The organism is Teichococcus aerofrigidensis, from assembly GCF_054073225.1.
The window spans coordinates 1-24501 of sequence record NZ_JBSXMU010000027.1 but is presented as its reverse complement, the minus strand read 5'-3'; the positions used below and the strand labels follow the sequence as shown (position 1 = coordinate 24501).

At 72.6% G+C, this 24501-nt stretch carries 23 protein-coding genes; 15 read left to right on the top strand and 8 right to left on the bottom strand.

The features are described 5' to 3' along the window. Positions 1-30 precede the first annotated feature (30 nt). Entirely contained in the window at positions 31-2175 is a 2145-nt protein-coding gene (locus ACVMLK_RS08470) for an acetate--CoA ligase family protein (protein ID WP_457486156.1), read from the top strand. On the opposite strand, the gene ACVMLK_RS08465 is transcribed toward ACVMLK_RS08470, so the two are convergent. Then, positions 2147-3142 carry an NADPH:quinone oxidoreductase family protein gene (locus ACVMLK_RS08465; protein WP_457486155.1) on the bottom strand — a complete coding sequence of 332 codons (996 nt, stop codon included), beginning with the start codon at positions 3140-3142 and terminating at the stop codon, positions 2147-2149. The two genes, ACVMLK_RS08470 and ACVMLK_RS08465, sit on opposite strands and share 29 nt — an antisense overlap. A 98-nt stretch (positions 3143-3240) precedes the next feature. Here ACVMLK_RS08465 and ACVMLK_RS08460 point away from each other — a divergent pair, with 98 nt between their 5' ends. The 7 genes from ACVMLK_RS08460 (at position 3241) to ACVMLK_RS08430 (ending at position 9629) form a co-directional block, all read left to right on the top strand. Then, positions 3241-4479 (top strand): acyl-CoA dehydrogenase family protein, encoded by a 1239-nt coding sequence (locus ACVMLK_RS08460; protein WP_422922464.1) that lies wholly within the window; start codon positions 3241-3243, stop codon positions 4477-4479. Continuing rightward, positions 4476-5276, top strand: a complete 801-nt coding sequence (locus ACVMLK_RS08455; RefSeq protein ID WP_422922465.1) for an SDR family NAD(P)-dependent oxidoreductase — start codon at positions 4476-4478, stop codon at positions 5274-5276. The genes ACVMLK_RS08460 and ACVMLK_RS08455 overlap by 4 nt, the downstream gene beginning before the upstream one ends. Before the next feature lie 3 nt (positions 5277-5279). Further along, positions 5280-6341, top strand: a complete 1062-nt coding sequence (locus ACVMLK_RS08450) for a phosphotransferase family protein (RefSeq protein WP_457486154.1) — start codon at positions 5280-5282, stop codon at positions 6339-6341. Positions 6342-6415: 74 nt separating this feature from the next. Beyond that, the gene (locus ACVMLK_RS08445) at positions 6416-6955 is read left to right on the top strand and encodes a carboxymuconolactone decarboxylase family protein (RefSeq protein WP_198365136.1); all 540 of its coding nucleotides are present in this window, start codon (positions 6416-6418) and stop codon (positions 6953-6955) included. After that, a complete protein-coding gene (locus ACVMLK_RS08440; RefSeq protein ID WP_457486153.1) occupies positions 6942-7751 on the top strand; it encodes an SDR family NAD(P)-dependent oxidoreductase in 810 nt (269 codons plus the stop codon). Before ACVMLK_RS08445 ends, ACVMLK_RS08440 begins: the two co-directional genes overlap by 14 nt. Positions 7752-7765: 14 nt before the next feature. Next, positions 7766-8566, top strand: coding sequence for an SDR family NAD(P)-dependent oxidoreductase (locus ACVMLK_RS08435; protein WP_198365138.1), 801 nt, complete (start codon positions 7766-7768; stop codon positions 8564-8566). Positions 8567-8621: 55 nt separating this feature from the next. After that, complete coding sequence (locus tag ACVMLK_RS08430) at positions 8622-9629, top strand: Bug family tripartite tricarboxylate transporter substrate binding protein (RefSeq protein ID WP_457486152.1); 1008 nt, start codon at positions 8622-8624, stop codon at positions 9627-9629. A 45-nt stretch (positions 9630-9674) separates the two neighbouring features. Here ACVMLK_RS08430 and coaA read toward each other — a convergent pair whose 3' ends face one another. Further along, positions 9675-10661 carry a type I pantothenate kinase gene (coaA, locus tag ACVMLK_RS08425; protein ID WP_457486151.1) on the bottom strand — a complete coding sequence of 329 codons (987 nt, stop codon included), beginning with the start codon at positions 10659-10661 and terminating at the stop codon, positions 9675-9677. A 167-nt stretch (positions 10662-10828) separates the two neighbouring features. On the opposite strand from coaA, the gene ACVMLK_RS08420 reads away from it, so the two are divergent. Continuing rightward, entirely contained in the window at positions 10829-11884 is a 1056-nt protein-coding gene (locus tag ACVMLK_RS08420) for an MBL fold metallo-hydrolase (protein WP_198365559.1), read from the top strand. Positions 11885-11953: 69 nt separating this feature from the next. Here ACVMLK_RS08420 and dnaA read toward each other — a convergent pair whose 3' ends face one another. Further along, a complete protein-coding gene (dnaA, locus tag ACVMLK_RS08415; RefSeq protein ID WP_457486150.1) occupies positions 11954-13453 on the bottom strand; it encodes a chromosomal replication initiator protein DnaA in 1500 nt (499 codons plus the stop codon). A gap of 361 nt (positions 13454-13814) precedes the next feature. Then, positions 13815-14090 (bottom strand): 30S ribosomal protein S20, encoded by a 276-nt coding sequence (gene rpsT, locus ACVMLK_RS08410; protein ID WP_198365142.1) that lies wholly within the window; start codon positions 14088-14090, stop codon positions 13815-13817. Between the two features lie 294 nt (positions 14091-14384). Here rpsT and ACVMLK_RS08405 point away from each other — a divergent pair, with 294 nt between their 5' ends. The 6 genes from ACVMLK_RS08405 (at position 14385) to mgtE (ending at position 21453) form a co-directional block, all read left to right on the top strand. Then, positions 14385-15536: an ABC transporter ATP-binding protein gene (locus ACVMLK_RS08405; RefSeq protein ID WP_198365143.1), complete on the top strand. Its 1152-nt coding sequence runs from the start codon at positions 14385-14387 to the stop codon at positions 15534-15536. Beyond that, a complete protein-coding gene (locus ACVMLK_RS08400) occupies positions 15529-16476 on the top strand; it encodes a carbohydrate ABC transporter permease (protein ID WP_232476898.1) in 948 nt (315 codons plus the stop codon). The genes ACVMLK_RS08405 and ACVMLK_RS08400 overlap by 8 nt, the downstream gene beginning before the upstream one ends. Positions 16477-16495: 19 nt before the next feature. Then, positions 16496-17320, top strand: coding sequence for a carbohydrate ABC transporter permease (locus tag ACVMLK_RS08395; RefSeq protein WP_255528586.1), 825 nt, complete (start codon positions 16496-16498; stop codon positions 17318-17320). A 32-nt stretch (positions 17321-17352) separates the two neighbouring features. After that, on the top strand, positions 17353-18636 hold the full coding sequence (locus tag ACVMLK_RS08390) for an ABC transporter substrate-binding protein (protein WP_198365145.1): 1284 nt from the start codon (positions 17353-17355) through the stop codon (positions 18634-18636). A gap of 3 nt (positions 18637-18639) precedes the next feature. Continuing rightward, positions 18640-19479 carry a metallophosphoesterase family protein gene (locus tag ACVMLK_RS08385; RefSeq protein WP_457486149.1) on the top strand — a complete coding sequence of 280 codons (840 nt, stop codon included), beginning with the start codon at positions 18640-18642 and terminating at the stop codon, positions 19477-19479. Between the two features lie 588 nt (positions 19480-20067). Next, positions 20068-21453, top strand: a complete 1386-nt coding sequence (gene mgtE / locus ACVMLK_RS08380) for a magnesium transporter (protein ID WP_457486148.1) — start codon at positions 20068-20070, stop codon at positions 21451-21453. An 82-nt stretch (positions 21454-21535) separates the two neighbouring features. Here mgtE and ACVMLK_RS08375 read toward each other — a convergent pair whose 3' ends face one another. The 4 genes from ACVMLK_RS08375 to ACVMLK_RS08360 form a co-directional block, all read right to left on the bottom strand. Beyond that, the gene (locus ACVMLK_RS08375) at positions 21536-22303 is read right to left on the bottom strand and encodes an enoyl-CoA hydratase (protein ID WP_198365148.1); all 768 of its coding nucleotides are present in this window, start codon (positions 22301-22303) and stop codon (positions 21536-21538) included. Between the two features lie 13 nt (positions 22304-22316). Continuing rightward, positions 22317-23174, bottom strand: a complete 858-nt coding sequence (gene mutM, locus ACVMLK_RS08370; protein ID WP_457486147.1) for a bifunctional DNA-formamidopyrimidine glycosylase/DNA-(apurinic or apyrimidinic site) lyase — start codon at positions 23172-23174, stop codon at positions 22317-22319. A 6-nt stretch (positions 23175-23180) separates the two neighbouring features. After that, a complete protein-coding gene (locus ACVMLK_RS08365; RefSeq protein WP_198365150.1) occupies positions 23181-23705 on the bottom strand; it encodes a L,D-transpeptidase family protein in 525 nt (174 codons plus the stop codon). A gap of 1 nt (position 23706) precedes the next feature. Then, positions 23707-24501: GTP cyclohydrolase II (locus ACVMLK_RS08360; RefSeq protein WP_457486146.1), on the bottom strand; the 795-nt coding region annotated here is incomplete at its 5' end.

Here is a 24501-nt window from a genome sequence, read left to right as displayed (position 1 = left end):
ACCACGCAGGGGAATGCCATGGGGAATGCCATGTCCGAACGTCCGCTCTACCGCGCCGCCGACCTCCGCGCGCTGCTCTCGCCGCAGAGCATCGCGGTGGTGGGCGCCTCGGCCCGCGCCGGCTCCTTCGGCGAGCGCACGGTCCGCAACCTCGATGGCTTCCGGGGCCGGCTGCACCTGGTGAACGCGCGCTACGACAGGCTGGGCGAGCGGCCCTGCCACGCCGCGCTCGCCGCCCTGCCCGAGGTGCCGGAGCTGGTCGTCGCCGCGACGCCGATGGAGGCCGCCGAGGGCGTGCTGGAGGATTGCGCGGCGGTCGGCGCCCAGGCGCTGGTGCTCTACGCCGCCGGCTTCTCCGAGACCGGCCGGCCCGAGCGCATCGCGCTGCAGGAGCGCCTGGCGGCGCGCGCGCGGGCGGCCGGCATCCGGCTGGTCGGGCCGAACTGCATCGGCCTCGTGGACTATGCCAGCGGCGCGAAGATCAGCTTCATCACCGTGCCGCAGCCCCTGGCGATCCCGACGCGGCCCGCCATCGGCATCGTCAGCCAGTCGGGCAATCTCGGCTTCGCCCTGGCCCAGGCGGTGGAGGCGGGGGCGAATATCGGCCGCGTGCTGACCTGCGGCAACTCGGCCGATGTCGATGTCGCCGACTATGTCGCGGCGCTGGCGGAGGATCCGGCCTGTTCCGGCATCGCCCTGCTCTTCGAGGGCATGGCGGCGCCGCGCCGGCTGCTGGAGGCGGCCGAGATCGCCTGGGCGCATGACAAGCCGCTGGTGGTGCACAAGCTGGCCACCGGCGAGAGCGGGGCGGCGGCGGCGCTCTCGCACACCGGATCGCTGGCGGGGTCGGACGCCGCCTATCGCGCCGCCTTCGAGCGCAGCGGCGCGGTGCTGGCCGAGCAGTTCGAGGGGCTGCTGGAGCTGGCCAGCTTCCTGGCCAAGGCGCCGCCGCCGCGCGGCGCGGGCGTCGCCGTCGTCTCCACCTCCGGCGGCTCGGCGATCATGGCGGCGGACCGCGCCGAGGTGCGCGGCGTCGATCTGCCGCAGCCCGGCGCGGCGGCGCGGGCGGTGCTGGAGGCGCGCATCCCGGAATTCGGCTCGGCGCGCAATCCCTGCGACGTCACGGCGCAGGTGCTGAACGACCCGGACTCGCTCCGCGCCTGCGCCGGCGCGCTGCTGGAGGACCCGGCCTATGGCGCGCTGATCCTGCCCAACGGCTATGCCTATGACGTGGCGACGCCGCGCTTCGCCATGGTGGGCGAACTGGCGGAGACGCACGGCAAGATCGCCTGCGTCGTCTGGACCACGCAGTTCCTGGAAGGCCCCGGCGCGCGCGCGGCGGAGGCCGAGCCGCGCGTGGCGCTGTTCCGCTCGATGGACCGCTGCATGGCCGCCATCGCCGCCTGGCAGGCGCGCGGGGCGCGTCGCGCCGCCGGCACGCCCGCCGTCGCGCGCCTCTCGCCGCCGGAGGCCAAGGCCCGGGCGGCGGCGCTGCTCGACCAGGCGCGGGGCCCGGTGCTGACGGAGCGCGAGGCCAAGGCGGTGCTCGCCGCCTATGGCGTCCCGGTGGTGGCCGAGACGCTGGCCGCCGATGCCGGGGCCGCCGTCGCCGCGGCGGAGGCCGCCGGCTACCCCGTGGTGCTGAAGGTCGAATCGCCCGACCTGCCGCACAAGACCGAGGCCGGCGTCATCCGCCTCAACCTCGCCGATGCCGCCGCCGTGCGCGCCGGCTTCGCCGAGGTCATGGCCAATGCCGCGCGCGCCGCGCCCCGGGCGCGCATCAACGGCGTGCTGGTGCAGCCCATGGTGCCGGCGGGGATCGAGATGGTGGTGGGGGCGCGGCACGACCCGCTCTTCGGCCCCACCGTGGTCGTCGGGCTCGGCGGCATCCTGGTGGAGCTGCTGCGCGACACCGCCCTCGCCCTCGCTCCGGTCGGGCACGGCGAGGCGCGCGCCATGCTGGAGCGGCTGAAAGGCGCGAAGCTGCTGCACGGCTTCCGCAACCTGCCGGCGGTGGATCTCAATGTCCTCGCCGGCATCGTGCAACGCGTCTCGGAACTGGCCGCCGACCAGGCCGGGCGCATCGCCGAGATCGACGTGAACCCGGTGATCTGCGCCGGCGGCCGTCAGGTCGCGGTGGACGCGCTCATCGCGCTGGCGCCGCCGCATGGGTGAGCAGCACCAGCTTGCCGGTGGCCTGCCGCGCGGCCAGCGCCTCCAGCGCCTCCGGCGCGCGCTCGAGCGGCAGGGTGCGCGAAACATGCGGCCGCAGCTTCCCCTCGGCGATCCAGCCGAAGAGATCGGCCAGCAGGGCGCGATAGGCCGCGCGCTCCCGCCGGGCGAACTCGCCGAAGAAGACGCCGGTGATGGCGCAGCCCTTCAGCAGCGCCAGGTTCAGCGGCGGGCGCGGGATCTCGCCGGCCGCGAAGCCGACGACGAGGTAGCGGCCGCGCCAGGCGGTGCCGCGCAGCGCCGGCTCGGCATAGGCGCCGCCGACGGGATCGAAGACGACATCGGCGCCGCGCCCGCCGGTCAGTGCCTTCAACTGATCGCGCCAGTCGGGCGCGTTGTAGTCGAGGAGGGCATCGGCGCCCTCGGCCCGGCAGGCCTCGAGCCGCGCCGCCGAGCCCGCGGCGGCGATCACCCGCGCGCCCATGAGCCTGCCGAGCTGCACGGCGGCGAGGCCGGTGCCGCCGGCCGCGCCCAGCACCAGCAGCGTCTCGCCGGGTTGCAGCGCGCCGCGGTCGCGGAGCGCGTGCAGCGCCGTGCCATAGGCGAGGCAGACGGCCGCGGCGACCTCCGGCGCCACGCCCTCCGGCACCGGCACCACGGCCTCCGCCGGCAGGGCGACAGCCTCGGCGAAGCCGCCATGCGTCATCAGCGCGGCGACACGGTCGCCGGGGCGGAAGCCATCGACGCCCTCGCCCAGCGCCGCCACGCGGCCGGAGACCTCGCCGCCGGGCGCGAAGGGCAGCGGCGGCTTCTGCTGGTATCGCCCCTCGATCAGCAGCAGGTCGGGAAAGTTCACGCCGCAGGCCTCGACGCGCAGCAGCACCTCGCCCGGGCCGGGCACCGGATCGGGCAGCTCGCCCGGCCGCAGCGCGGATGGCGGGCCATAGGCGTGGCAGAGCATGGCTTTCATGGCGGGTCTCCTCCGGTGGCCAGCCTGGGCATCGTCGGATGGGTCGCGCAAGCCCGCAACCGATGGCAAGATCGCTGGAACGACGAGAGGAGACGGGAGTGGATTTCAGCTACTCACCCAAGGTCATGGCGCTGCGCGAGCGGCTGCAGGCCTTCATCGACGAGCATGTCGCGCCGAACGACCATCTGCATCACGCGCAGCTCGAATCCGCCGCCGACCGCTGGCAGCCGGTGCCGATCACCGAGCAGCTCAAGCCGAAGGCGCGCGAGGCAGGGCTGTGGAACCTGTTCCTGCCGGAGTCGCGGCACGGGGCGGGGCTGACGAACCTGGAATACGCGCCGCTGGCCGAGATCATGGGCCGCTATCCCTGGGCCAGCGAGATCTTCAACTGCTCGGCGCCCGACACCGGCAACATGGAGACCATCGAGCGCTACGGCACGGAGGAGCACAAGGAGCGCTGGCTGAAGCCGCTGCTGGCGGGCGAGATCCGCTCCTGCTTCGCCATGACCGAGCCCGATGTCGCCTCATCGGACGCGACCAACATCCAGACCCGCATCACGCGCGATGGCGACGACTACGTCATCAACGGCCGCAAGTGGTGGTCCTCGGGCGCCGGCGATCCGCGCTGCGCCATCTTCATCGTCATGGGCAAGACCGATCCCGGGGCGGAGAAGCACCGGCAGCAGTCGATGATCCTGGTGCCGCGCGGCACGCCGGGGCTGACCATCAAGCGCATGCTGCCGGTCTTCGGCTTCGACGACGCGCCGCATGGCCATGCCGAGCTGCTGTTCGAGAACGTCCGCGTGCCGGCCTCCAACATCCTGCTCGGCGAGGGGCGCGGCTTCGAGATCGCCCAGGGGCGGCTCGGGCCGGGGCGCATCCATCACTGCATGCGCGCCATCGGCCTGGCCGAGCGGGCGCTGGAGATGATGTGCCGCCGCTCGCTGGAGCGCCGCCCCTTCGGCAAGCCGCTGGCCGACCAGGGCGTGATCATCGACCGCATCGCGCAGTCGCGCATCCTGATCGACCAGTGCCGTCTGCTGACGCTGCACGCCGCCTGGCGGATGGACACGGTGGGCAACAAGGTGGCGCGCAGCGAGATCGCCGAGATCAAGGTGGCGGCGCCGGACATGGCCTGCCAGGTGATCGACTGGGCGATCCAGGCGCATGGCGGCGGCGGTGTCACCGAGGACTTCCCGCTGGCCTACATGTACAAGATCGCGCGCACGCTGCGCATCGTGGACGGGCCGGACGAGGTGCACAAGTTCCAGCTCGGCCGCATGGAGCTGAACAAGTACCGCCCGCCGCGCAACGCCCCGCCGGGAGGCGCCGCGTGAGCGCCCCCATGGAGACCTCCCTCTTCGACCTGACCGGGCAGGTCGTGGTCGTCACCGGCGCCTCGCGCGGCATCGGCCGCGCCATCGCCGAGCGCATGGCGCAGCAGGGGGCGAAGGTCGTCGTCTCCTCGCGCAAGATCGACGCCTGCCAGGAGGTGGTGGACGGCATCGTCGCGCGCGGCGGCGAGGCCTTCGCGCAGGCCTGCAACATCGGCCGCAAGCCGGAGCTGCAGGCGCTGGTGGACGCCACGCTGGCGCGCTGGGGCCGCATCGACACGCTGGTCTGCAACGCGGCGGTGAACCCCTATTTCGGCCCGGCGATCGAGATGCCGGACGAGGCCTTCGACAAGATCATGGCCTCCAACGTCCGCTCCAACCTCTGGCTGGCCCATATGGTGATGCCGGGCATGGCCGAGCGTGGCGGCGGATCGGTGGTCATCATCTCCTCGATCGGCGGGCTGCGCGGCTCGCCGGTGCTCGGCGCCTATGCCATCTCCAAGGCCGCCGACATGCAGCTCGCGCGAAACATCGCGGTGGAATGGGGCCCGCGCAACGTGCGCGCCAACTGCATCGCCCCTGGCCTGGTGCGCACCGACTTCGCCCGCGCGCTCTGGGAGAATCCCGAGATCTACCGCAAGCGCACGCGCGACACGCCCCTGCAGCGCATCGGCGAGCCGGACGAGATCGCCGGCGCGGCGGTGTTCCTGGCCTCGCGCGGCGGCAGCTTCATGACCGGGCAGACCATCGTCATCGACGGCGGCATCTGCGCCGGTCCGCCGATGGTCGGGGAGGAGTGAGCCATGGGCGCGGGCGAGCCGGCGCTGGTGCCGGTGCTGGAGAACCACCGCTTCGACGAGGCCGCGCTCGCCGCGGCGCTCCGCGGCCGGCTGCCCGGCTTCGACGGGCCGGTGACCATCCGCCAGTTCCAGGGCGGCCAGTCGAACCCGACCTTCCATGTGGCGACAGCGGCGGGGAGCTATGTCCTTCGCAAGAAGCCGCCGGGCCGGCTGCTGCCCAGCGCGCATGCGGTGGAGCGGGAGTACCACGCCATGGCGGCGTTGCAGGACAGCGGCGTGCCGGTGCCGCGCATGCGCCTGCTCTGCGAGGATGACACGGTCGTCGGCACGCCCTTCTTCCTGATGGACCATGTGCCGGGCCGCGTCTTCCCCGACCGGGTGATGACCTCCGGCACGCCGGCGGAGCGCCGCGCCGTCTATGACGACCTGGCGCGCGTGCTGGCGCGGCTGCACGCGGTGGACTGGCGCGCCGCCGGCCTCGCCGATTTCGGCCGGCCGGACCACTACATGCAGCGGCAGGTCGCGCGCTGGACGAAGCAGTGGGCGGCGGTGAAGGTCGAGGAGATGCCGGAGATGGAGCGGCTGGCCGAATGGCTGCCGCGCCACCTGCCGGAGGATGAGGAGACCACCATCGCGCATGGCGACTTCCGCCTCGGCAATGTCATCCTCCATCCCGAGGAGCCGCGCGTCGTCGCAGTGCTGGACTGGGAACTCGCCACGCTGGGCCATCCCATGGCCGATCTGGCCTATGCCTGCCTGACCTACCACATGCCGCCAGGGCCCAGCGGTGTCACCGGCCTGCTGGGCGTCGATTTCGGCGCGACCGGCATCCCGGACCAGGAGAGCTTCGTCGCCACCTACTGCGCGGCGGCGGGGCGCGCGGCGCCGCGCGGCTTCGATGTCTTCCTGGTCTTCTCCATGTTCCGCCTGGCCTCCATCGTCGCCGGCGTCTGGAAGCGCGCGCTGGATGGCAACGCCTCCGATCCGCGCGCCATCGGCTACCGCGAGCGCTACCGCGTCATGGCCGAGCGCGCCTGGGCGATCGCGCAGCGCATGGAGGCTTGATCGCGGACCCGGCGCCGTGTTCTCTGTCGGACAAGAGGCACCGCTCCGACGGCGCCGCAGATGAGGAAACCGACTTGGCCCGCATCCCCTATGCCGACCCGAACGAGCCTGAGGCGCGCCCGCTGGTCGAGCGCATCGTCCGCGAGCGCGGCAGCCTGCTGCATCTCTACGCCATGCTGCTGCACAGCCCGCCGGTCGCGGAGGGCTGGCTCGGCTACCTGACCGCCATCCGTCATCACTGCGGCCTCGCCGGCAGCCTGCGCGAGATGGTCATCATGCGCATCGCCCATCTCAACGGCGCGCCCTACGAGGCCGAGCAGCACGCGCCCATCGCGCTGAAGGAAGGGCTCACCCAGGCGCAGGTCGATGGCCTGGCCGACTGGCGCGCGCAGGACCTCTACGATGCCCGCCAGCAGGCCGTGCTCGCCTATTGCGACAGCATGACGCGCGAGATCCATGTGCCGAAGCCGGTCTTCGAGGCGGTGCGGGCCGAGCTCGACGCGCGCGAGCTGGTCGAGCTGACGGCGACCATCGGTGCCTACAACATGGTCTCGCGTTTCCTGGAAGCGATGCAGATCCATTCCGGCGATCCGCTCCCCGATGCCGCGGCTTGACGGCAGGGTCGCCATCGTCACCGGCTGCGGCTCGCAGGGGCCGGGCTGGGGCAATGGCCGCGCCATCTCGGTGCTCTTCGCGCGCGAGGGCGCCACGGTCTATGGAATCGACCGCGATCCGGCGGCGGCGGCGGACACGCGCCGGCGGATCGAGGCCGAGGGCGGCACCTGCCTCACCGCCGAGGCCGATGTCACCCGGCGCGATCAGGTCGAGGCGATGGTCGCCGACTGCCTGGCGCGCTTCGGGCGCGTCGACGTGCTGGTCAACAATGTCGGCCTGTCGCTGCCCGGCGATCCGGTGGCGATGAGCGAGGAGGTCTGGGACAGCCAGATCGACATCAACCTGAAAGGCGCCTTCCTCTGCACGAAGGCCGTGCTGCCCTGCATGGTGGCGCAGGGGAAGGGTGCCATCGTCTCCGTCGCCTCCACCGCCGCCATCCGCTACACCGGCAAGCCGCAGGCCGCCTATGCCGCCGCCAAGGCCGGCCTCGTGCAGTTCAGCCGCGTCGTCGCCGTGGATTACGCGCGGCGGGGCGTCCGGCTCAACTGCGTGCTGCCCGGGCTGATCGAGACGCCCTTGGTCGAGAAGCTGGCCGAGCAGTTCGCCAGCGACGAGACCGGGCTGGACCGCGACGCCTTCTACAACCGCCGCCACGCCCAGGTGCCGATGGGCCATATGGGCGAGGCCTTCGACGTCGCCGAGGCGGCGCTGTTCCTGGCCTCGGACGCCGCGAAGTACGTCACCGGCACGGAGCTTCTGGTCGATGGCGGGCTCTGCGCCGCCGTGCGTAGCTGAAGGAGGGACGCCGCATGCTGCGTCTGGATGGCAAGGTCGCGCTCGTCACGGGCGCCGGCTCGGCGGGCCCCGGCTGGGGCAACGGCAAGGCGACGGCGGTGCTGATGGCGCGCCAGGGCGCGCGCGTCCTCGCCCTCGACAACCGCGCCGAGGCGGTGGAGGAAACCCTCGGCCTGATCCGCGGCGAGGGCCATGAGGCCGAGGGGCATATCGCCGATGTCACTCTCGCCGCCGAGGTCGAGGCCGCCGTGGCCGCCTGCGTCGCGCGCTTCGGGCGGCTCGACATCCTGGTCAACAATGTCGGCGGCTCCTTCCCCGGCGGCGCCGAGAGCATGGCCGAGGCGGACTGGGACCGGCAGCTCGACTTCAATCTGCGCAGCGCCTTCCTCGGCTGCAAATATGCCCTGCCGGTGATGAAGGCGCAGGGCCGCGGCGCCATCGTCAACCTTTCCTCCATCGCCGCGCTGCGGATGAGCGCGGACCGCCCGCATGTCGCCTACAGCGCGTCGAAGTACGGCATCCTGGCGCTGACCAAGTCGGTCGCGATGGAGCATGCGAGGCTCGGCATCCGCTGCAACACCGTCATCCCCGGGCTGATGCACACGCCGCTGGTCGAGCACCGTCTGGTGCGCCAGCTTGGCGCCAATGACGCGGCCGCGCTGATCGCGAAGCGCGACGCGCAGGTGCCGATGGGAAAGATGGGCGACGCCTGGGACATCGCCCACGCCGTGCTGTTCCTGGCCTCCGACGAGGCGCGGCACATCACCGGCACTGAATTGCTCGTTGACGGAGGAATCTCCGCGGCGATGCCGTAGGCACAACAAAGGGCCGGCGCACGGCACAGGTGCGCGGCCACAGGGAGAGGTGTTCATGGAACAGGATACGAAGCTCGGCCGCCGCGCTCTGATGGGCGGCGCGCTGGCCATGACGGCGGGCCTCGGCGCGACGGCCCTGGCGCGCCCGGCGCTGGCGCAGGGGAAGTTCCCGTCGCGGCCGATCACCATCGTCGTGCCGATTCCGGCCGGCGGCGGCACCGACTACGCGGCGCGGCTGATCGCCGAGCCGATGGGCGTGCTGCTCGGCCAGCCCGTGGTGGTGGAGAACCGGCCGGGCGGCAATGACGTGGTCGGCGTCACCTCCGTGCTGCGCGCGCCGCAGGACGGCTACACGCTGCTGATGGGCTATTGCGGCACCATGGCGGGGCGGGCGGCCATCGGCGGGCTCGGCACCATCGACACGGTCGCCGATTTCATCCCCATCGGCCAGGTGTCCGACACGCCGCAGCTCTTTGTCGTGCATCCCTCGGTGCCGGCGAAGACGCTGCAGGAGTTCGTCGCCTATGCGAAGGCGAATCCGGGCCAGGTCAACTATGCCTCGGCCGGCAACGGCTCGATGCACCACCTGGGCACCGAGCTGCTGAAGTCGCGCGCCGGCATCGACATGCTGCACGTGCCCTACCGCGGCACCGGGGAGACCATCAGTGACCTGATCGCCGGGCGCATCCAGTTCTACATGAACTCGCCGCCGCCGCTGGTCAGCCTGGTGCGGGACGGGCGCGTGCGCGCGCTCTGCGTCAGCTCGAACGAGCGGCATCCGGGCCTGCCGGACATTCCCTCCCTGGCCGAGAACGGCATGCGGGACCTGCCGCTCAATGTCTGGTTCGCGCTCTACGCGCCCAGGAACGTGCCGGCCCCGATCCGGGCGGCGCTGACCGAGGCGATGCGGACGGCCCTGGCGCAGGAGGATCTGAAGCGCCGCGCCTTCGAGGCGGGATCGCTGGTCCGCTTCGAGGGGCCGGAGGTGGTGGCGGAGCGCCTGCGCCGCGAGATCGGCGGCTGGCGGCAGATCGCCGAGGCGGCGAATATCCGCGCCGATTGAGCGCCGGGGCGGGCGCGGGGAGGGCGGGCCCCGCTTCCGCGCCCATCACATCCGCCGCATCCAGATCTCGCCCACGCTGTGGTCGGCCATCTTGCGTAGCACCAGGCGCGCGCGCTCGCGCGTCGGCTGGATGTTCTCGTGCAGGTTGACGAGGTTGATCTCGCGCCAGATCCGCTGCGCCACCGACACGGCCTCGTCGCGCGGCAGGTCCTTGTAGCGGTGGAAGTAGGAGGCCGGCTTCTGGAAGGCGGTGCGCTGCAGCAGCAGGAAGCGCTCGAGGTACCAGGCGGCGATATCGGCCTCGTCGGCGTCGACATAGACGGAGAAGTCGAAGAAGTCGGAGGCCAGCAGCGGCGCGCCCGCCGCCGCCTGCAGCACGTTCAGCCCCTCGAAGATCAGGATGTCGGGCCGGCGCACGATCTGCGTCTGATCGGGCAGGATGTCGTAGGTCATGTGGGAATAGACCGGCGCCGCCACCGCCGGCTCGCCCGCCTTCACCGCCGAGAGGAAGCCGATCATGCGGCGCAGGTCGTAGCTCTCGGGGAAGCCCTTGCGCTGCATCAGCCCGCGCTGCTCCAGCACCCGCGTCGGGTAGAGGAAGCCGTCGGTCGTCACCAGCTCGACCTTGGGATGGTCCGGCCAGCGCGCCAGGATCGCCTGCAGCACGCGGGCGAAGGTGCTCTTGCCCACGGCCACGCTGCCGGCGACGCCGATGATATAGGGCGGCGGCACCACGGGGCGGCCGAGGAAGGTGTCCTGCACCACGCCGAGCCCGCGCGCCGCCGCCACCTGCAGGTTCAGCAGGCGCGAGAGCGGCAGGAAGATATCCGCCACCTCTGTCAGCGAGAGCCGGTCGTTCAGGCCGCGCAGCCCGCGGATATCGGTGTCCGAGAGGGAGAGCGGCGTGTTGGAGCGCAGCCTGGCCCATTCGTCGCGGCGGAAGTGCCGGTAGGCGGAGGGGCCGGCGATCGGCCGCTGGTTCGCCATGTCGGGGGTCCTCGGCCCGTCGGCCGGGAGCGTGGCGTGATTCATGGTCGCGTTTCCCTGCGCCGCCACCCCCGGGGGGAAGAGGCGGGGGCGATCCTGGCACCGCCATGCTGCGTTGCGAAGCCTGTGCTGGCGGATTTCGCCATCCGGGTCGAGGATGGCCGCCGGAAAAAGAGGAAAGCCGTCCGATGATCGTCACGCCAGACCGCGGAATGCCGCCCCTGGAACCGGCCCTGGAGCCAACTCCCGTCCCACCGGGCCCCGGCGAGCTGCGGCGGATCCTGCCCGGCCTGGCCTGGGCCCGCATGCCGCTGCCCTTCCCGCCGCGGCACGTCAATCTCTGGCTGATCGACGATGGCGAGGGCGTGCTGGCGGTGGATGCGGGGGCGCGCACGGAGGACTCCGTGCCGCTCTGGACCCGGATCCTGGACGAGGGGCTGGCGGGCCGGCCACTGACGCGGCTGCTGGTGACGCACTTCCATCCCGATCATGTGGGCTTCGCCGGCTGGCTCTGCGAGCGGCATGACGTGCCGCTGCTGATGCCGCGCACCGAGTACCTGATGGCGCGCTTCCTCAGCCTCGACACGGACGAGGGCATGACGGCGCGGCAGCTCGCCTTCGCCGCCGCCGCCGGCTGCCCGCCCGCGCATCTCGACTTCCTCGCCGGACGCGGGCCGCTCTATGCCCGCGCCGTCACCGCCCTGCCGCGCTGCTACCGGCGCATCGCCCAGGGCGACGTGCTGACGATCGGCGGCCGGGCCTGGCATGTCCACACCGGCGGCGGCCATGCGCCGGAGATGGCGGCGCTGCATTGCCCCGAGCTCGGCGTGCTGATCTCGGCCGACCAGATCCTGCCGCGCATCACCCCCTATGTCGGCGTCGGCGCGGCCGAGCCGCTGGCCGACCCGCTGGAGGATTTCCTGGCCTCCAACGAACGCCTGCGCGCCCTGCCGGCGGAGACGCTGGTGCTGCCCTCGCACGGCGAGCCCTTCACCGGCCTCCATGCCCGCATCGACGCCCTGGCGGCGCACCACGCCGAGCGGCTGGAAACCCTGGCGGCCGGCCTCGCGGCGCCACTGACCACCTTCGAGGCCGCGCGCATCCTCTTCCCGCGCGTGACGGAGGATCGGCAGATCGGCTTCGCCGTGGGCGAGACCCTGGCGCACCTCAACCGCCTGGTGGAAAGCGGCCGGGCGGAGCGGATCGGGGACGAGGTGCCGCGCTACCGGCGCCGGGCCCGGGCGGAGGGGGAGGCGGCGGAGCCTTAGCCGGCCGCCGGGCCGGAGGGGCCCGATCGGGTCTCGGGAACCGCCCTCCGGCGCGCGGAGGGCGGGCCCTCAGGTCTCCAGCATGCGCCGCAGCAGTTCGACATCCTCGGCGAAGGTGCTGTCGGCCTGCATGAGCTCGGCCACGCGGGAGACGGCGTGCATCACCGTCGTGTGATCGCGGTTGCCGAAGCGGCGGCCGATCTCGGGCAGCGAGCGGGAGGTGAGCTGCTTCGCCAGGTACATCGCCACCTGGCGCGGCCGCGCCACGTTGCGCGCGCGGCGGGCGGAGGACATGTCGGTCAGGCGGATGTTGTAGTGTTCGGCGACCTTGCGCTGGATCTCCTCGATCGTCACCCGCCGGTCATGCGCGCGCAGGATGTCGTGCAGCACCTCCTGCGCCGATTCCAGCGTGACGGGGCGGCCGAACAGGTTGGCATGCGCGATCAGCCGGTTCAGCGCGCCTTCCAGCTCGCGGACGTTGGAGGTGATCTTGTGCGCCAGGAACTCCAGCACCCGGGCCGGCACGTCCACCTCCGCGCCGGCCGCCTTGGCCTGCAGGATGGAGATGCGCAGCTCATAGGTGGTGGCGTGGATATCGGCCACCATGCCGCAGCCCAGGCGCGTTCGCAGCCGGTCCTCCAGCCCCGACAGGTCGGAGGGCGACTTGTCGGCCGAGACCACGATCTGCTTGCCGGCATCCACCAGCGCGTTGAAGGTGTGGAAGAACTCCTCCTGCGTGTTGTCCTTGCCGATCAGGAATTGCAGGTCGTCGATCATCAGCACGTCGACCGAGCGCAGGCTCTCCTTGAACTCCATCGTGCTCTGCGAGCGAAGGGCGGCGATGAAGCGGTACATGAACTTCTCGGCCGACATGTAGGCGACGTTGCGCTGGCCGTTGAAGCTGATCGCCCAGGCGATGGCGTGCATCAGATGCGTCTTGCCGAGGCCGACGCCGCCATACAGGAACAGCGGGTTGAAGCCCGGGCTCGCCGGCTTCTCCGCCACCCGGCGGGCGCAGGCATGGGCGAACTCGTTCGGCTTGCCGACGACGAAGCTGTCGAAGGTGAAGCGCGGGTCGAGCGGCGCGGCCCAGTCATTGCCGCGCGACTCGGCCCGCTGGGAGGCGGGGGCGGAGGCCTGAGCCTCGGCGCGCGGCAGGGAGGAGAGGGGCTCGGCCAGGGCGAGCGCGCCCTGATGCGCCCGCGCCACCGGCGCGGCGCCGGCGAGCCCCGTGGCGGCCGCGGTCTCCTCGGAAGCCGGGGGGCGGGAATCGGGCGCCACGCGGATATCGACGCGGCGCACGCCCAGGCTCTCGGCGCTCCAGAGGGCGCGCAGGCGGTCTCCGTAATGGTTGCGCACCCAGTCGCGCAGGAAGCGCGTGGGCAGCTGGATCACGGCCTCCTCGCCCTCGATCGCCGAGAGCGTCATCTGCCGCAGCCAGCTCCGGTACTCCACCTCGCCCACTTCCTCGCGCAGGCGGCCGCGGATGCGGGCCCAGGCTTCCGCCGCGGGCGCTTCCCTGACCTGATCCGGCGCGGCGGAGGAAGGAGTGCCGAGCTCATTCTCCATACGAAGCACCTGCCACCTTTCGGCCCGAGGCCAAGCTGATCGAGGCCCCTCGCGGGGCGGAGCGGAAGGCCGGGCAGCGCTTCCGCGAGGCTCCCGCCACGGGAGCAGGGAACCATGACACAGACAAGTCAATTACGTGCGCCGGAATAAGGACACACATCACCGATCCGTCCTGATGCATCGGGATTCAAGTATTGAACCCCATCGCCAAGGACGAACGGCTACGCCAGAATGTATTCAGAAATAACGGTCCGGCGGATTGTTCTCGGAAGGCTATCCCCCGTCGCGCGGGCCGCGCAACGGGTTCTTAGCGAGAACACGGACCACGGCGGTCAAGCCGCCGTCATGCCATGAGCCCGGCTCAGGCCTGGGCGGTGGCCAGGGCCTTGATCCGCGCCGAGAGGCGGGACAGCTTGCGGGCGATGGTGTTGGCGTGCATCACGCCCTTGGTACCGGCGCGCTGCAGCTCGGGCTGCGCGTCCTTGAAGGCCGCCTGCGCGGCGGACTTGTCGCCGCCGGCGATGGCCTTCTCGACCTTGGTCAGGAAGGTGCCGACGCGGGAGCGACGGGCGCGGTTGCGCTCGTTGCGAGTGGCCGTCTGCCGGATGCGCTTGCGCGCGGAAGCCGTATTCGCCATGGCGATTCTTGAACCAGTCGTCTGTGTCTCAGGAACGCGCGGCCCCTGGGCGGAGCCCGGGACCGGCGCGGGAAGGCGCGGTTTCTAGCCCTCGCGGCGGCCGGGAGTCAATGATCCCCAGGATATCCCCAGGGCATCCCCGGGCAGCCTTCCGGGCATACCCCCGGCCCCTCCCGGGTCCGTGAGGCTGCCCCGCCCGAGTCGCTGCGTTGCAACGCAAGCTTCACGGAAGCGGAACGCCCCTGTCATCCCGCTTGGATAGAGCGCCCCCCGACGCGAGCAAAGGGGCGTGAGGTGTCGGGCATCCGGATCGAAGGCGTGGCGCGCCGCTATGGCGGCACGGCGGTGTTGAAAGGGGTCTCGCTCGAGGTGGCGGCGGGCGAGTTCGTCGCCCTGCTCGGCCCCTCCGGCTGCGGCAAATCCACCCTGATGCGGCTGATCGCCGGCATCGACCGCCCCGATGCCGGCCGCATCCTGATCCAGGGCCGCGACGTCACCGCGCTGCGCCCGGCCGACCGCGACGTCGCCATGGTCTTCCAGTCCTATGCCCTCTACCCGCACCTGACGGTGGAGGAGAACATCGCCGTGCCGCTGGCCATGCGGCGGCTGAGCGCCCCGCAGCGCCTGCCGCTGCTCGGCCGCTGGTGGCCGGGCAGCCGCGCCGCCCGGCGCGCCATCCACGAGGAGGTCGGCAGCGCCGCGCTGGCGCTCGGCCTCGGCAGCCTGCTGGACCGCCGCCCCGGTCAGCTCTCCGGCGGCCAGCGGCAGCGCGTGGCGCTGGCCCGCGCCATCGTCCGCCACCCCGCCGCCTTCCTGATGGACGAGCCGCTGTCCAACCTGGACGCCGCGCTGCGCGTGCACACCCGGCGCGAGATCGTCGAGATCCACCGCCGCGTCGGCGCCGCCACCCTCTATGTGACGCACGACCAGACCGAGGCCCTGACCATGGCCGACCGGGTCGCCGTCATGCAGGGGGGCGAGATCCTGCAGGTCGCCGGCCCGCGCGCCATCTACGCCGACCCCGAGGACCTGCGCGTCGCCTGCTTCATCGGCTCGCCGCGCATCAACACGCTGGAGGGCGTGGCGGACAGCCACGGCCTGGTCCGGCTCGGCGGCTATCCGAGCGGGCTGCGCCTCTGCGGCGCCGCGGCGGGGCCGGCGCCGGTGACGCTCGCCGTGCGGCCCGAGGACCTCTACCTCTCCGAGACCGGGGGCCTGCCGGCCGAGGCGGCGGGGCTGGAGTTCCTGGGCGAGAGCCTGCTGCTGCACGCCCGCCTGGCCGGCGGCACGCCGCTGGTCTGCCGCCTGCCGCCCAGCTACGTGCCCGACCTGCCGCCCGGCAGCCCGGTGCGGCTGGGCTTCGACCCGGCCCGGGCCCTGCTGTTCGACGCCCGCGGCAAGCGGCTGCGCGACATCGCCGTGGTGCCGGAGCCGGCCCTTGTCTGACGCCGTTCTCCCCCCGCGCCTTTCCCCGGGCCTTTCCCCCGGCCTGGCCCCGCCCCGCCCGCGCTGGCGGGCCGGCGAGACGCTGACCGCCTGGATGCTCAGCCTGCCGGCGGTGCTGGCCTACTGGGTCCTGCTGCTGCTGCCGACGCTGGCCGCCGTGGCGCTCGCCTTCACCGACTACGAGCTGGGGATGGACGGCTTCGCCTGGATCGGCCTCGGCAACTTCGCCGAGCTGATGACCGACCGCGGCTTCCTCCAGGCCTTCCGCAACACCCTCTTCTATGTCGCGGTGGTGACGCCGGGCTCGATCCTCGGCGCCCTCGGCCTCGCCTTGCTGATCGAGGGCGGCACGCGCGGCCGCACCTTCTTCCGCGCCGTCTTCTTCCTGCCCGTGGTCTCGCTCACCGTCGCCATGGCCTCGGCCTGGCAATACCTGCTGCACCCGACCATCGGCCCGCTCAACGCGGTGCTGCGGCAGGTGGGGGTGGAGGGGCCGGCCTGGCTCTCCTCCTCGGGCACGGTGATGTGGGCGCTCGCCGGCATCGGCATCTGGGAGAATCTCGGCTTCAACCTGGTGCTCTTCCTGGCCGGGCTGACCGCCATCCCGCGCGACCTCTACGCCGCCGCCGAGGTGGATGGCGCCCGCTCGGCCTGGTCGCGCTTCCGCCTCGTCACCTGGCCGATGCTGGGGCCGACCACGCTCTTCGTGCTGACCATCACCATGATCCGCGCCGTGCGCGTCTTCGACACGGTGAAGGTGCTGACCCAGGGCGGCCCCGACCGCGCCTCCGAGGTGCTGCTGCACACCATGTACCAGGAGGGCTTCACCTATTTCCGCCTCGGCTACTCGGCCGCCATCACCCTGGTCTTCCTGGCCATCGTGCTGGCGCTGATGTGGCTTCAGACGCGGGTCCTCGACAAGCGGGTGCATTATGGCTGAGCGCGAAGCCCCCCACGACATGTCCCTTTGGCGCGACCTGCCGCGCCTCGCCGTGCTGACGCTGCTCGGCCTGCTGCTGCTGATGCCCTATATCTGGATGGTCTCGGCCAGCCTGAAGCCGGCGGACGAGATCTTCCGCGCCAGCCTCGCCCTGCTGCCCGAGCGGCTGGCGGCGGCGCAGAACTACGGCCGCGTCTTCTCCCTGCTGCCCGTCGCGCAGTACCTCTGGAACGGCGTCATCGTCTGCGGCGGCATCCTGGTCTTCCAGCTGCTCTTCGCCATCCCCGCCGGCTACGCGCTGGCCAAGCTGAACTTCCGCGGCCGCGAGCTGGTCTTCGGCGCCGTCATGCTCGGCCTGCTGGTGCCGCCGCACGTGCCCGCCCTGCCGCTCTATCTGGGCTTCAGCAGCCTCGGCCTGCTCGACACCTACACGGCGCTGATCGCGCCCTCGACCATCTCGGTCTTCGCCATCTTCCTGTTCCGCCAGTTCTTCAAGTCGCTGCCGGACGACCTGATCCACGCCGCGCGGCTCGACGGCATGGGCGAGATGGCGATCGTCTGGCGCGTCGTGCTGCCCAATGCCTGGCCCGCCGCCACCGCCTTCGCGATCTTCTCCGTCGTCGCGCACTGGAACGACCTGTTCTGGCCGCTGATCGTCGTCAGCACGGCCGAGCACGCGACGCCCGCCCTCGGCGTGCTGTTCTTCCGCACCACCGAGGGCGACGACGATTTCGGCGCGCTGATGGCCGCCGCCGTGATCATGACCGCACCCCTCGTCGCCGCCTTCCTGCTGGCGCAACGCCGCTTCGTCGAGGGCATCGCCACCACCGGCCTCAAGGGCTGACCCCCTTCTTCCGCGCAACCGGAGCCACCGTCATGCCGATCCTCTCCCGCCGCGCCGCCCTGGCGCTTCCCGCCGCCCTGGTGCCGCTCGCCGCCCCCCGCCTGTCGCGCGCCCAGGGCCAGGCCGAGATCACGGTGCATTACGCGCAGCCCTTCATCTACAAGGAGAGCTACGACGCCATCCTGGCCGAGTTCGCGAAGCGCGAGCCGGGCATCAAGGTGAACTTCATCACCACGCCGAACTACGAGGAGGGCGCGCAGCTGCTGCTGCGCCAGGCCGCGACCAGCCAGCTCCCCGACCTCTCCTACCAGGGCTTCAACCGGCTGCGCATCTTCGCCGAGCGGGGCATCGCCCAGGATCTGGCGCCGCTGCTCGCCCGCGACGGCGACCCGGCCGGGGCCGGCTACACGCCGAACCTGCTGGCGCTGGCGCATTTCGGCGGCATGCAGGCCGGCCTCGCCTACGCCGCCTCCAACCCCATCACCTATTACAACGCCGAGCTGGTGAAGCGCGCCGGGGGCGACCCGGACAACTTCCCGCAGGACTGGAACGGCGTGCTGGAGCTGGCCGGCCGGATCGACCGGCTGGGCGGCGGCACCGAGGGCATGTGGTTCACTTGGAGCGGCGACGACTGGATGTATTCGGCGCTGCTCTTCGGCCATGGCGGCCGCATGCTGACCGAGGACGAGCGCGATGTCGGCTTCGCGGGGCCCGAGGGGCTCGGCGCGCTGCGCCTGCTCGACCGCATGGTGAAGGAGGGCGGCATGGCGAACATGACCGCCCCCGCCGCGCGCCAGGCCTTCGCCGCCGGCAAGGTCGGCATGCTGTTCCAGACCACCGCCCTGGTGCGCGGCACGCTGGCCAGCATCGGCGAGAACTTCACGCTGCGCACCACCGGGATGCCGGTGATCGACCCGCAGAAGGGCCGCCTGCCGACCGGCGGCGCCGCCGGCATGCTGACCGCCAAGGACCCGGCGAAGCGCGAGGCGGCCTGGAAGTTCCTGCGCTTCTCGACCGGTCCGGAGGGTCAGGCGCTGATGGTGCGCAACACCGGCTACCTGCCCTGCAACCAGATCGCCATCGACGACCCGCAGCACCTCGGCGCCTTCTACCGCGAGAACCCGCTCTTCACCCCGGCGGTGCGCCAGCTCCCCATCTCGATCCCCTGGTACGCCTTCCCCGGCAGCAACAGCGTGCGCGTGACGCAGACCATGGTGGACAACCTGGCCCGCATCGTCGAGCAGCGCGCGACGCCCGAGCAGGTGCAGCAGGACATGGCCGCCGAGGTGCGCCGCCTGCTGCCGCGGAGGTCCTGAGCCATGGCCTTCCGCATCGCCCAGATCAGCGACACCCACCTCTCCGCCGCGCATCCGGAGTTCAGCGTCAATTTCGAGGTGCTGGCGGCGCATCTGCGCGCCACCCGGCCCGATCTCGTCATCCACACCGGCGATGTCTCGGCGCATGGCGAGACGGGCCCCGAGGATCTGCGCTACGCGCGCGGGCGGATGGACGGGCTCGGCCTCGACTGGCTGGCCGTGCCGGGCAACCATGATGTCGGCAACGACCCGGCGCTCGGCGGCGCCACGGCGGCCGACGCCACCCGGCTGGCCCATTGGCGCGAGGCCTTCGGCCCCGACCGCTTCCTGCGCGACGTGCCGGGCTGGCGGCTGATCGGCCTCGACACGCTGATCATGGCCACCGATCTGCCCGAGGCGGCGGCGCAGTTCGATGTCCTGGAGGCGGCGCTGGCGACCGCCGGGGGGCGGTCCATCGCGCTCTTCCAGCACAAGCCGCTCTGCGAGGAGCGGATGGACGAGACGGCGCTGACCTACTGGCCGGTGCTGCCGGCGCCGCGCCGCCGCATGCTCGAATTGCTGGCGCGGCACCCGGTGGCCTTCGTCGCCTCCGGCCATGTGCACCAGGCGCGCGACCGCGGCGTGTCGGAGGGCATCCGGCAGATCTGGGCGCCGGCCGTGGCCTTCCTGGTGGGCGACACCTGGCAGCGCCGCATCGGCGACAAGACGCCGGGCTATGTCGAGCACGCGCTGCACGCGGATGGCCGCTTCGAGAGCCGCGTGGTCCACCCGGAAGGGCTGGTGCCGCACGATATCGGCCTGCTGCCGGAGATCTACGGGCCGCAGCAGCCGGTGGCGGCCTGAGGCGAAGGGCGGGGAGGCCGGCGGCCCCCCCCCGGCGGCCCCTCCGGCGGTCCCTTCGGGGGGTGCCCGGCCCGGTTCCCGCGGCGAACGCCACGGCCTCGCCCTGAATGGCCGGCTGATCCGCGTCCTGGGGGCGATGGACACGGGTCGATCTCGGTGCCCGCCACCGGAGCGGGATCGCCGGCGAGCCGGTCACACCGCCCGGCCAACCCGGAGGACGCCTTCGGCGCGGAGCCCGGGCTTGGCCAGGGGGGCTTGGCCAGGGCGGCATGGCGTGGCCCCTGTCTGGCGGCGCTCCGCGATAGCAGACTCCCGGGCCCCCGGCGCGCGGGATCGGCGCGGTCCGCCCGCGCCCTCCCATCCCCGAAAGCCGCTTGACGCCACCGCTGCGCGGGTCCATTGGCCCGCCAGCGCCGCGGCGCGGGGGAAGCTCCGGCACGGCGCGCATCAGGAACAAACCGGACCATGCCGAGCGACAGTCCCAGCGACAGTCCCAGTCGATTGTCCGCGCCCCGGACGGCCGCCGCGTCCTGAGCCCCCTCCGGCTCGCCGCGGTGCCGCCCGTCTCGCGGACCGTAAAGGTGAGCCATGCTGCAAACCCTCTCCCACCCCTATGGGGCGCAGGCGGCGGCGGCCCTCGACCGCGTCACGCGCGGCCATGTCGCCGATGCCGTCGAGGAACTGAACGCGCTGCCGGCCGAGGCGGCGGCCGAGCTGCTGCGCCTCGCCCCGCCCGAGCGCCGCGTCGAGGCCTTCGACCGGCCCGAGCTGCACCGCGCCGGCCGGCTGCTGCTCGCCCTGCCGGAGGCGCTGCGCGCGCCCCTGCTCTCCGACATGTCGGCCGATCGCGCCGCCGACCTGCTGCGCGAGGTGCGGCCGGGCGAGCGCGCGCGGCTGCTGGCGCCGCTGGAGCCCGAGCCGGCCGGCACGCTGCGCCGCCTGCTGGCCTATCCCGAGGGCAGCGCCGGCAGCCTGATGACGACCGAGTTCGTCAGCCTGCCGGCCACCGCCACGGTGGAGGAGGCGCTGCGCCACATCCGCGAGGTGGAGCGCACGCGCGAGACCATCTACGCCCTCTACCTGCTCGATCCGCGCAGCGGCGCGCTGCTGCGCACGGTGCCGCTGCGGCGCCTGATCACCGGCCGGCCGGAGCAGCGCGCCATCGAGCTGGTGCCGGACCGCGCGCCGGTCACGGTGGCGGCCGGCACGCCGCGCGACGACATCGCGCGGCTCTTCGCGCGGCACGATCTGCTGGCGGTGCCGGTGGTGGACGCGGCGCGGCAGGTGCTCGGCATCGTCACGGTCGATGACGTGATCGACGCCATCATGGAGGATGACAGCGCGGCGGCGCAGCGCTTCGGTGGCATGGAGGCGCTGGACCGCGAGAGCCTGGGCAAGCCCTATCTGCGCATCGGCTTCCTGGAGATGATCCGCAAGCGCGCCGGCTGGCTCTGCGTGCTCTTCCTGGGCGAGATGCTGACGGCGAGCGCCATGCAGCATTTCGAGCACGAGCTGGAGAAGGCCATCGTGCTGACGCTCTTCATCCCGCTGATCATGAGCTCGGGCGGCAATTCCGGCAGCCAGGCGACCTCGCTGCTGATCCGGGCGCTGGCGCTGGGGCAGGTCCGGCTCGGCGACTGGTGGCGGGTGGCGCTGCGCGAGGTGCCGACGGGGCTGACGCTGGGCGGCATCCTCGGCCTGCTGGGGATGGCGCGGATCGTCGCCTGGCAGCAGCTCGGCTTCTACGATTACGGTCCGCACTGGGCGCTGGTGGCGCTGACGGTGGGGCTCGGCCTGCTCGGCATCGTGCTCTTCGGATCGATGGCGGGATCGCTGCTGCCCTTCGGCCTGAAGCGGCTGGGCTTCGATCCGGCCAGCGCCTCGGCGCCCTTCGTCGCCACGCTGGTCGATGTGACGGGACTCGTCATCTACTTCAGCGTCGCCGCGCTGGTGCTGAGCGGGACGTTGCTGTGAGGCGCGCCCGCCGCGCCGCATGACACCGGGCCGGGCGGAAGGGGGAGGAATTGACTTCCCCCCCCCCCGCCCTTGATCCGGCCTAGCGGAACGCCGGCTTCCGCTTCTCCACGAAGGCCGCCATGCCCTCCTTCTGCCCCTCGGTGCCGAACAGGCCGAGGAACAGGCGGCGCTCCAGCCGCACCCCTTCGCGCAGCGGCAGCTCGAAGGCGGCGTTCACCGCCTCCTTGGCCATGGCGACGGCGGGGGCGGAGAGGGTGCCGATCTTCTCCGCGAGCTTCTCCGCCTCGGCCAGCAGCTCCGCCGCCGGCACCACCCGCGCCACCAGCCCGGCCCGCTCGGCCTCCTCCGCGGTCATCATGCGGCCCGTCAGCACCATCTCCATGGCCTTGGACTTGCCGATGGCCCGCGTCAGCCGCTGGCTGCCGCCGGCGCCCGGGATGATGCCGAGGTTGATCTCGGGCTGGCCGAAGCGGGCGGTGTCGGCGGCGAGGATCAGGTCGCACATCATCGCCAGTTCGCAGCCGCCGCCGAGCGCGAAGCCGGAGACGGCGGCGATGACGGGCTTCCTCACCGTCAGCACCGCCTCCCAGCTCTCGCCGATGAAGTCATGCAGGTAGGTGTCGGGGAAGCGGCGCTCCTGCATCTCCTTGATGTCGGCCCCGGCGGCGAAGGCCTTCTCGTTGCCGGTGAGGATGATGGCGGCGATGGCCGGATCGGCGTCGAGATCGCGCAGCGCCGCGGCCAGCTCGCGCATGAGCTGGTCGCACAGGGCGTTCAGCGCGGCGGGGCGGTTCAGGCGGATCAGGCCGGCGCGGCCTCTCGTCTCGGTCTGGATCATCTCGGCCATGGCGGGTTTCCTCTCAACGTTGGGTGCGGGCGCAGAAGAAGCTGCTGCGCCCCGATTGCACGATGCGCGAGACGCCCGCGCAAGCCGGTGGGCCGGGGCAGAGCGGGCAGGGGGCGCCCTCGCGGTCATAGACCTGGAAGCGGTCCTGGAAACGGCCGAGCTCGCCATCCGCCTGCACATAGTCGCGCAGGCTGGAGCCGCCGGCCTCGATCGCCTCGGTCAGCACGGCCCTGATCGCCGGCACCAGCCGCGCGGCGCGGGCGCCGGGGATGGTCTGCGCCAGCCGGCGCGGCGAGAGGCCGGCGCGGAACAGCGCCTCGGCGACATAGATGTTGCCGAGCCCGGCCACTACCCGCTGGTCGAGCAGCGCCGCCTTGATGGGCGTCCGCCTGCCGGCGAGGGCCGCGCCCAGCACGCCGGGGGTGAAGTCGGGCGCCAGCGGCTCCGGCCCCATCCCGGCCAGCAGCCTGTGGCCCTCCTCCGCCGCCGTCGGCACCAGGTCGACGCTGCCGAAGCGGCGCGGATCGACGAAGCCGATCTCCTGCCCGCCCCCCGGCCCATCCCCCTCCGTGCGGAGCAGCAGGTGCTCATGCGCGGCGGGCGGGGTGTTGGCGCCCACCGGCCGGGCCACCATCCGCCCCGACATGCCGAGATGGATCAGCGCCGAATCGCCGCCCGAGAGCCGCATCAGGATGTACTTGCCGCGCCGCCGGAAGCTCTCCACGCGCGCGCCGGTCAGCCGCGCGGCGAGGCCCGGCGGGAAGGGCCAGCGCATGCCGGCGCGGTGCGTCGCGGCGAAGACGATGCGCCGGCCGAGCAGCAGGCCGGAGAGGCCGCGCATCACGGTCTCGACCTCGGGCAGCTCAGGCATGCCGGCTCAGCCCGTTCCCTCGAAACCTGGCACCTCGATGCCCGCCACCCCCATGGCCAGGAGGGCGCGCAGGTCCGGCTCGGCCAGGGCGATGCAGCCCTCCGTCGGCGGGTAGCCCGGCCGCGCCAGGTGCAGGAAGATGGCGCTGCCCCGGCCGCGCTCCACCGGCGCGTCGTTCCAGCCCAGGATGCCGATGATGTCGTAGACCGGATCCTGCCGCCAGAGCACCTCGTGCCGCGCCTCGTGCGGCAGGCGGATGCGGGTGTTGTAGGCGGGGTGCGCCACATCGTCGCACCAGCCATCCGCGGGCGCGATCGGCTCCACCGGCACGGCGCAGTCCGGCGCCCGCAGCCGGTCGGCGCGATAGAGCACCCGGCGCAGCGGCAGGAAGCCGGCGGGGGTGGCGCCATCCCCCTCGCGCTTCTCGCGCGCCGGGCGGATGCCGCCCTTGCCGAGGGCGCAGCGCCAGACGGCGCCGCGGCAGGCGAGGCGGCCCTCGGGATGAACCCGCGCGGTCAGGGCGGCCGACATGTCACTTCAGCCCCAGCAGATGGCCGAACCGCTCGGCCTTGGTCTCGAGATAGCGGTTGTTCACGCCATTGGCGGCGAATTCATGCGCCACCCGGCTCTCGACCGCGATGCCGCAGGCGGCCAGCCCCGCCACCTTGTCCGGATTGTTGGTCAGCAGCCGGATGCGCTCCAGCCCAAGCGCGCGCAGCATGGTGGCGGCCACCAGGAACCCCCGCTCGTCGGCGCCGTAGCCCAGCGCCCGGTTGGCATCCAGCGTGTCCAGCCCCTGGTCCTGCAGGGTATAGGCGCGCAGCTTGTTGACCAGCCCGATGCCGCGCCCCTCCTGCGCCAGGTAGAGCAGCACCCCCGCCCCCTCCTGCGCCATGCGGGCGATGGCGCCGCGCAGCTGCGGCCCGCAATCGCAGCGCAGGCTGCCCAGCAGATCCCCGGTGAAGCATTCGGAATGCGCCCGCACCAGGGGCGCCGGCCCGCCGGCGGGCAAGGCCTCCGGCGCGCCGATCAGGATGGCCAGATGCTCGATCCCGCCATCGGCGGCGCGGAAGGCCACGATCCGCGCGTCCCGCGCCTCCTCCAGCGGCACCCGCGCCTCCGCCACCCGCGTCAGGCTCGCCGCCACCCGGCCCGGATAGGCGAGCACATCCCCGGCCGGCACGCTGAGCAGGCCGAGCCGCTCCGCCGCCGCCAACCCCGTGCCGCCCGCCAGGCCGAGAGGAGCCGCCACCAGGGCCGGCAGCAGGCGGCCCAGCTTGGCCAGCGCCAGGCCGGCGGCCGCCAGCCCCGGGGGCGACACCTGCTC

What these genes read in the sequence shown, in the direction of transcription:
- coaA (WP_457486151.1), bottom strand. Translation starts at nt 10,661, where the DNA reads ATGAATCACGCCACGCTCCCGGCCGACGGGCCGAGGACCCCCGACATG.
- mutM (WP_457486147.1), bottom strand. Translation starts at nt 23,174, where the DNA reads ATGCCTGAGCTGCCCGAGGTCGAGACCGTGATGCGCGGCCTCTCCGGC.
- ACVMLK_RS08430 (WP_457486152.1), top strand. Translation starts at nt 8,622, where the DNA reads ATGGAACAGGATACGAAGCTCGGCCGCCGCGCTCTGATGGGCGGCGCG.
- mgtE (WP_457486148.1), top strand. Translation starts at nt 20,068, where the DNA reads ATGCTGCAAACCCTCTCCCACCCCTATGGGGCGCAGGCGGCGGCGGCC.
- ACVMLK_RS08365 (WP_198365150.1), bottom strand. Translation starts at nt 23,705, where the DNA reads ATGTCGGCCGCCCTGACCGCGCGGGTTCATCCCGAGGGCCGCCTCGCC.
- ACVMLK_RS08390 (WP_198365145.1), top strand. Translation starts at nt 17,353, where the DNA reads ATGCCGATCCTCTCCCGCCGCGCCGCCCTGGCGCTTCCCGCCGCCCTG.
- ACVMLK_RS08435 (WP_198365138.1), top strand. Translation starts at nt 7,766, where the DNA reads ATGCTGCGTCTGGATGGCAAGGTCGCGCTCGTCACGGGCGCCGGCTCG.
- ACVMLK_RS08470 (WP_457486156.1), top strand. Translation starts at nt 31, where the DNA reads ATGTCCGAACGTCCGCTCTACCGCGCCGCCGACCTCCGCGCGCTGCTC.
- ACVMLK_RS08465 (WP_457486155.1), bottom strand. Translation starts at nt 3,142, where the DNA reads ATGAAAGCCATGCTCTGCCACGCCTATGGCCCGCCATCCGCGCTGCGG.
- ACVMLK_RS08395 (WP_255528586.1), top strand. Translation starts at nt 16,496, where the DNA reads ATGTCCCTTTGGCGCGACCTGCCGCGCCTCGCCGTGCTGACGCTGCTC.
- ACVMLK_RS08420 (WP_198365559.1), top strand. Translation starts at nt 10,829, where the DNA reads ATGCCGCCCCTGGAACCGGCCCTGGAGCCAACTCCCGTCCCACCGGGC.
- ACVMLK_RS08385 (WP_457486149.1), top strand. Translation starts at nt 18,640, where the DNA reads ATGGCCTTCCGCATCGCCCAGATCAGCGACACCCACCTCTCCGCCGCG.
- ACVMLK_RS08450 (WP_457486154.1), top strand. Translation starts at nt 5,280, where the DNA reads ATGGGCGCGGGCGAGCCGGCGCTGGTGCCGGTGCTGGAGAACCACCGC.
- dnaA (WP_457486150.1), bottom strand. Translation starts at nt 13,453, where the DNA reads ATGGAGAATGAGCTCGGCACTCCTTCCTCCGCCGCGCCGGATCAGGTC.
- ACVMLK_RS08440 (WP_457486153.1), top strand. Translation starts at nt 6,942, where the DNA reads ATGCCGCGGCTTGACGGCAGGGTCGCCATCGTCACCGGCTGCGGCTCG.
- rpsT (WP_198365142.1), bottom strand. Translation starts at nt 14,090, where the DNA reads ATGGCGAATACGGCTTCCGCGCGCAAGCGCATCCGGCAGACGGCCACT.
- ACVMLK_RS08375 (WP_198365148.1), bottom strand. Translation starts at nt 22,303, where the DNA reads ATGGCCGAGATGATCCAGACCGAGACGAGAGGCCGCGCCGGCCTGATC.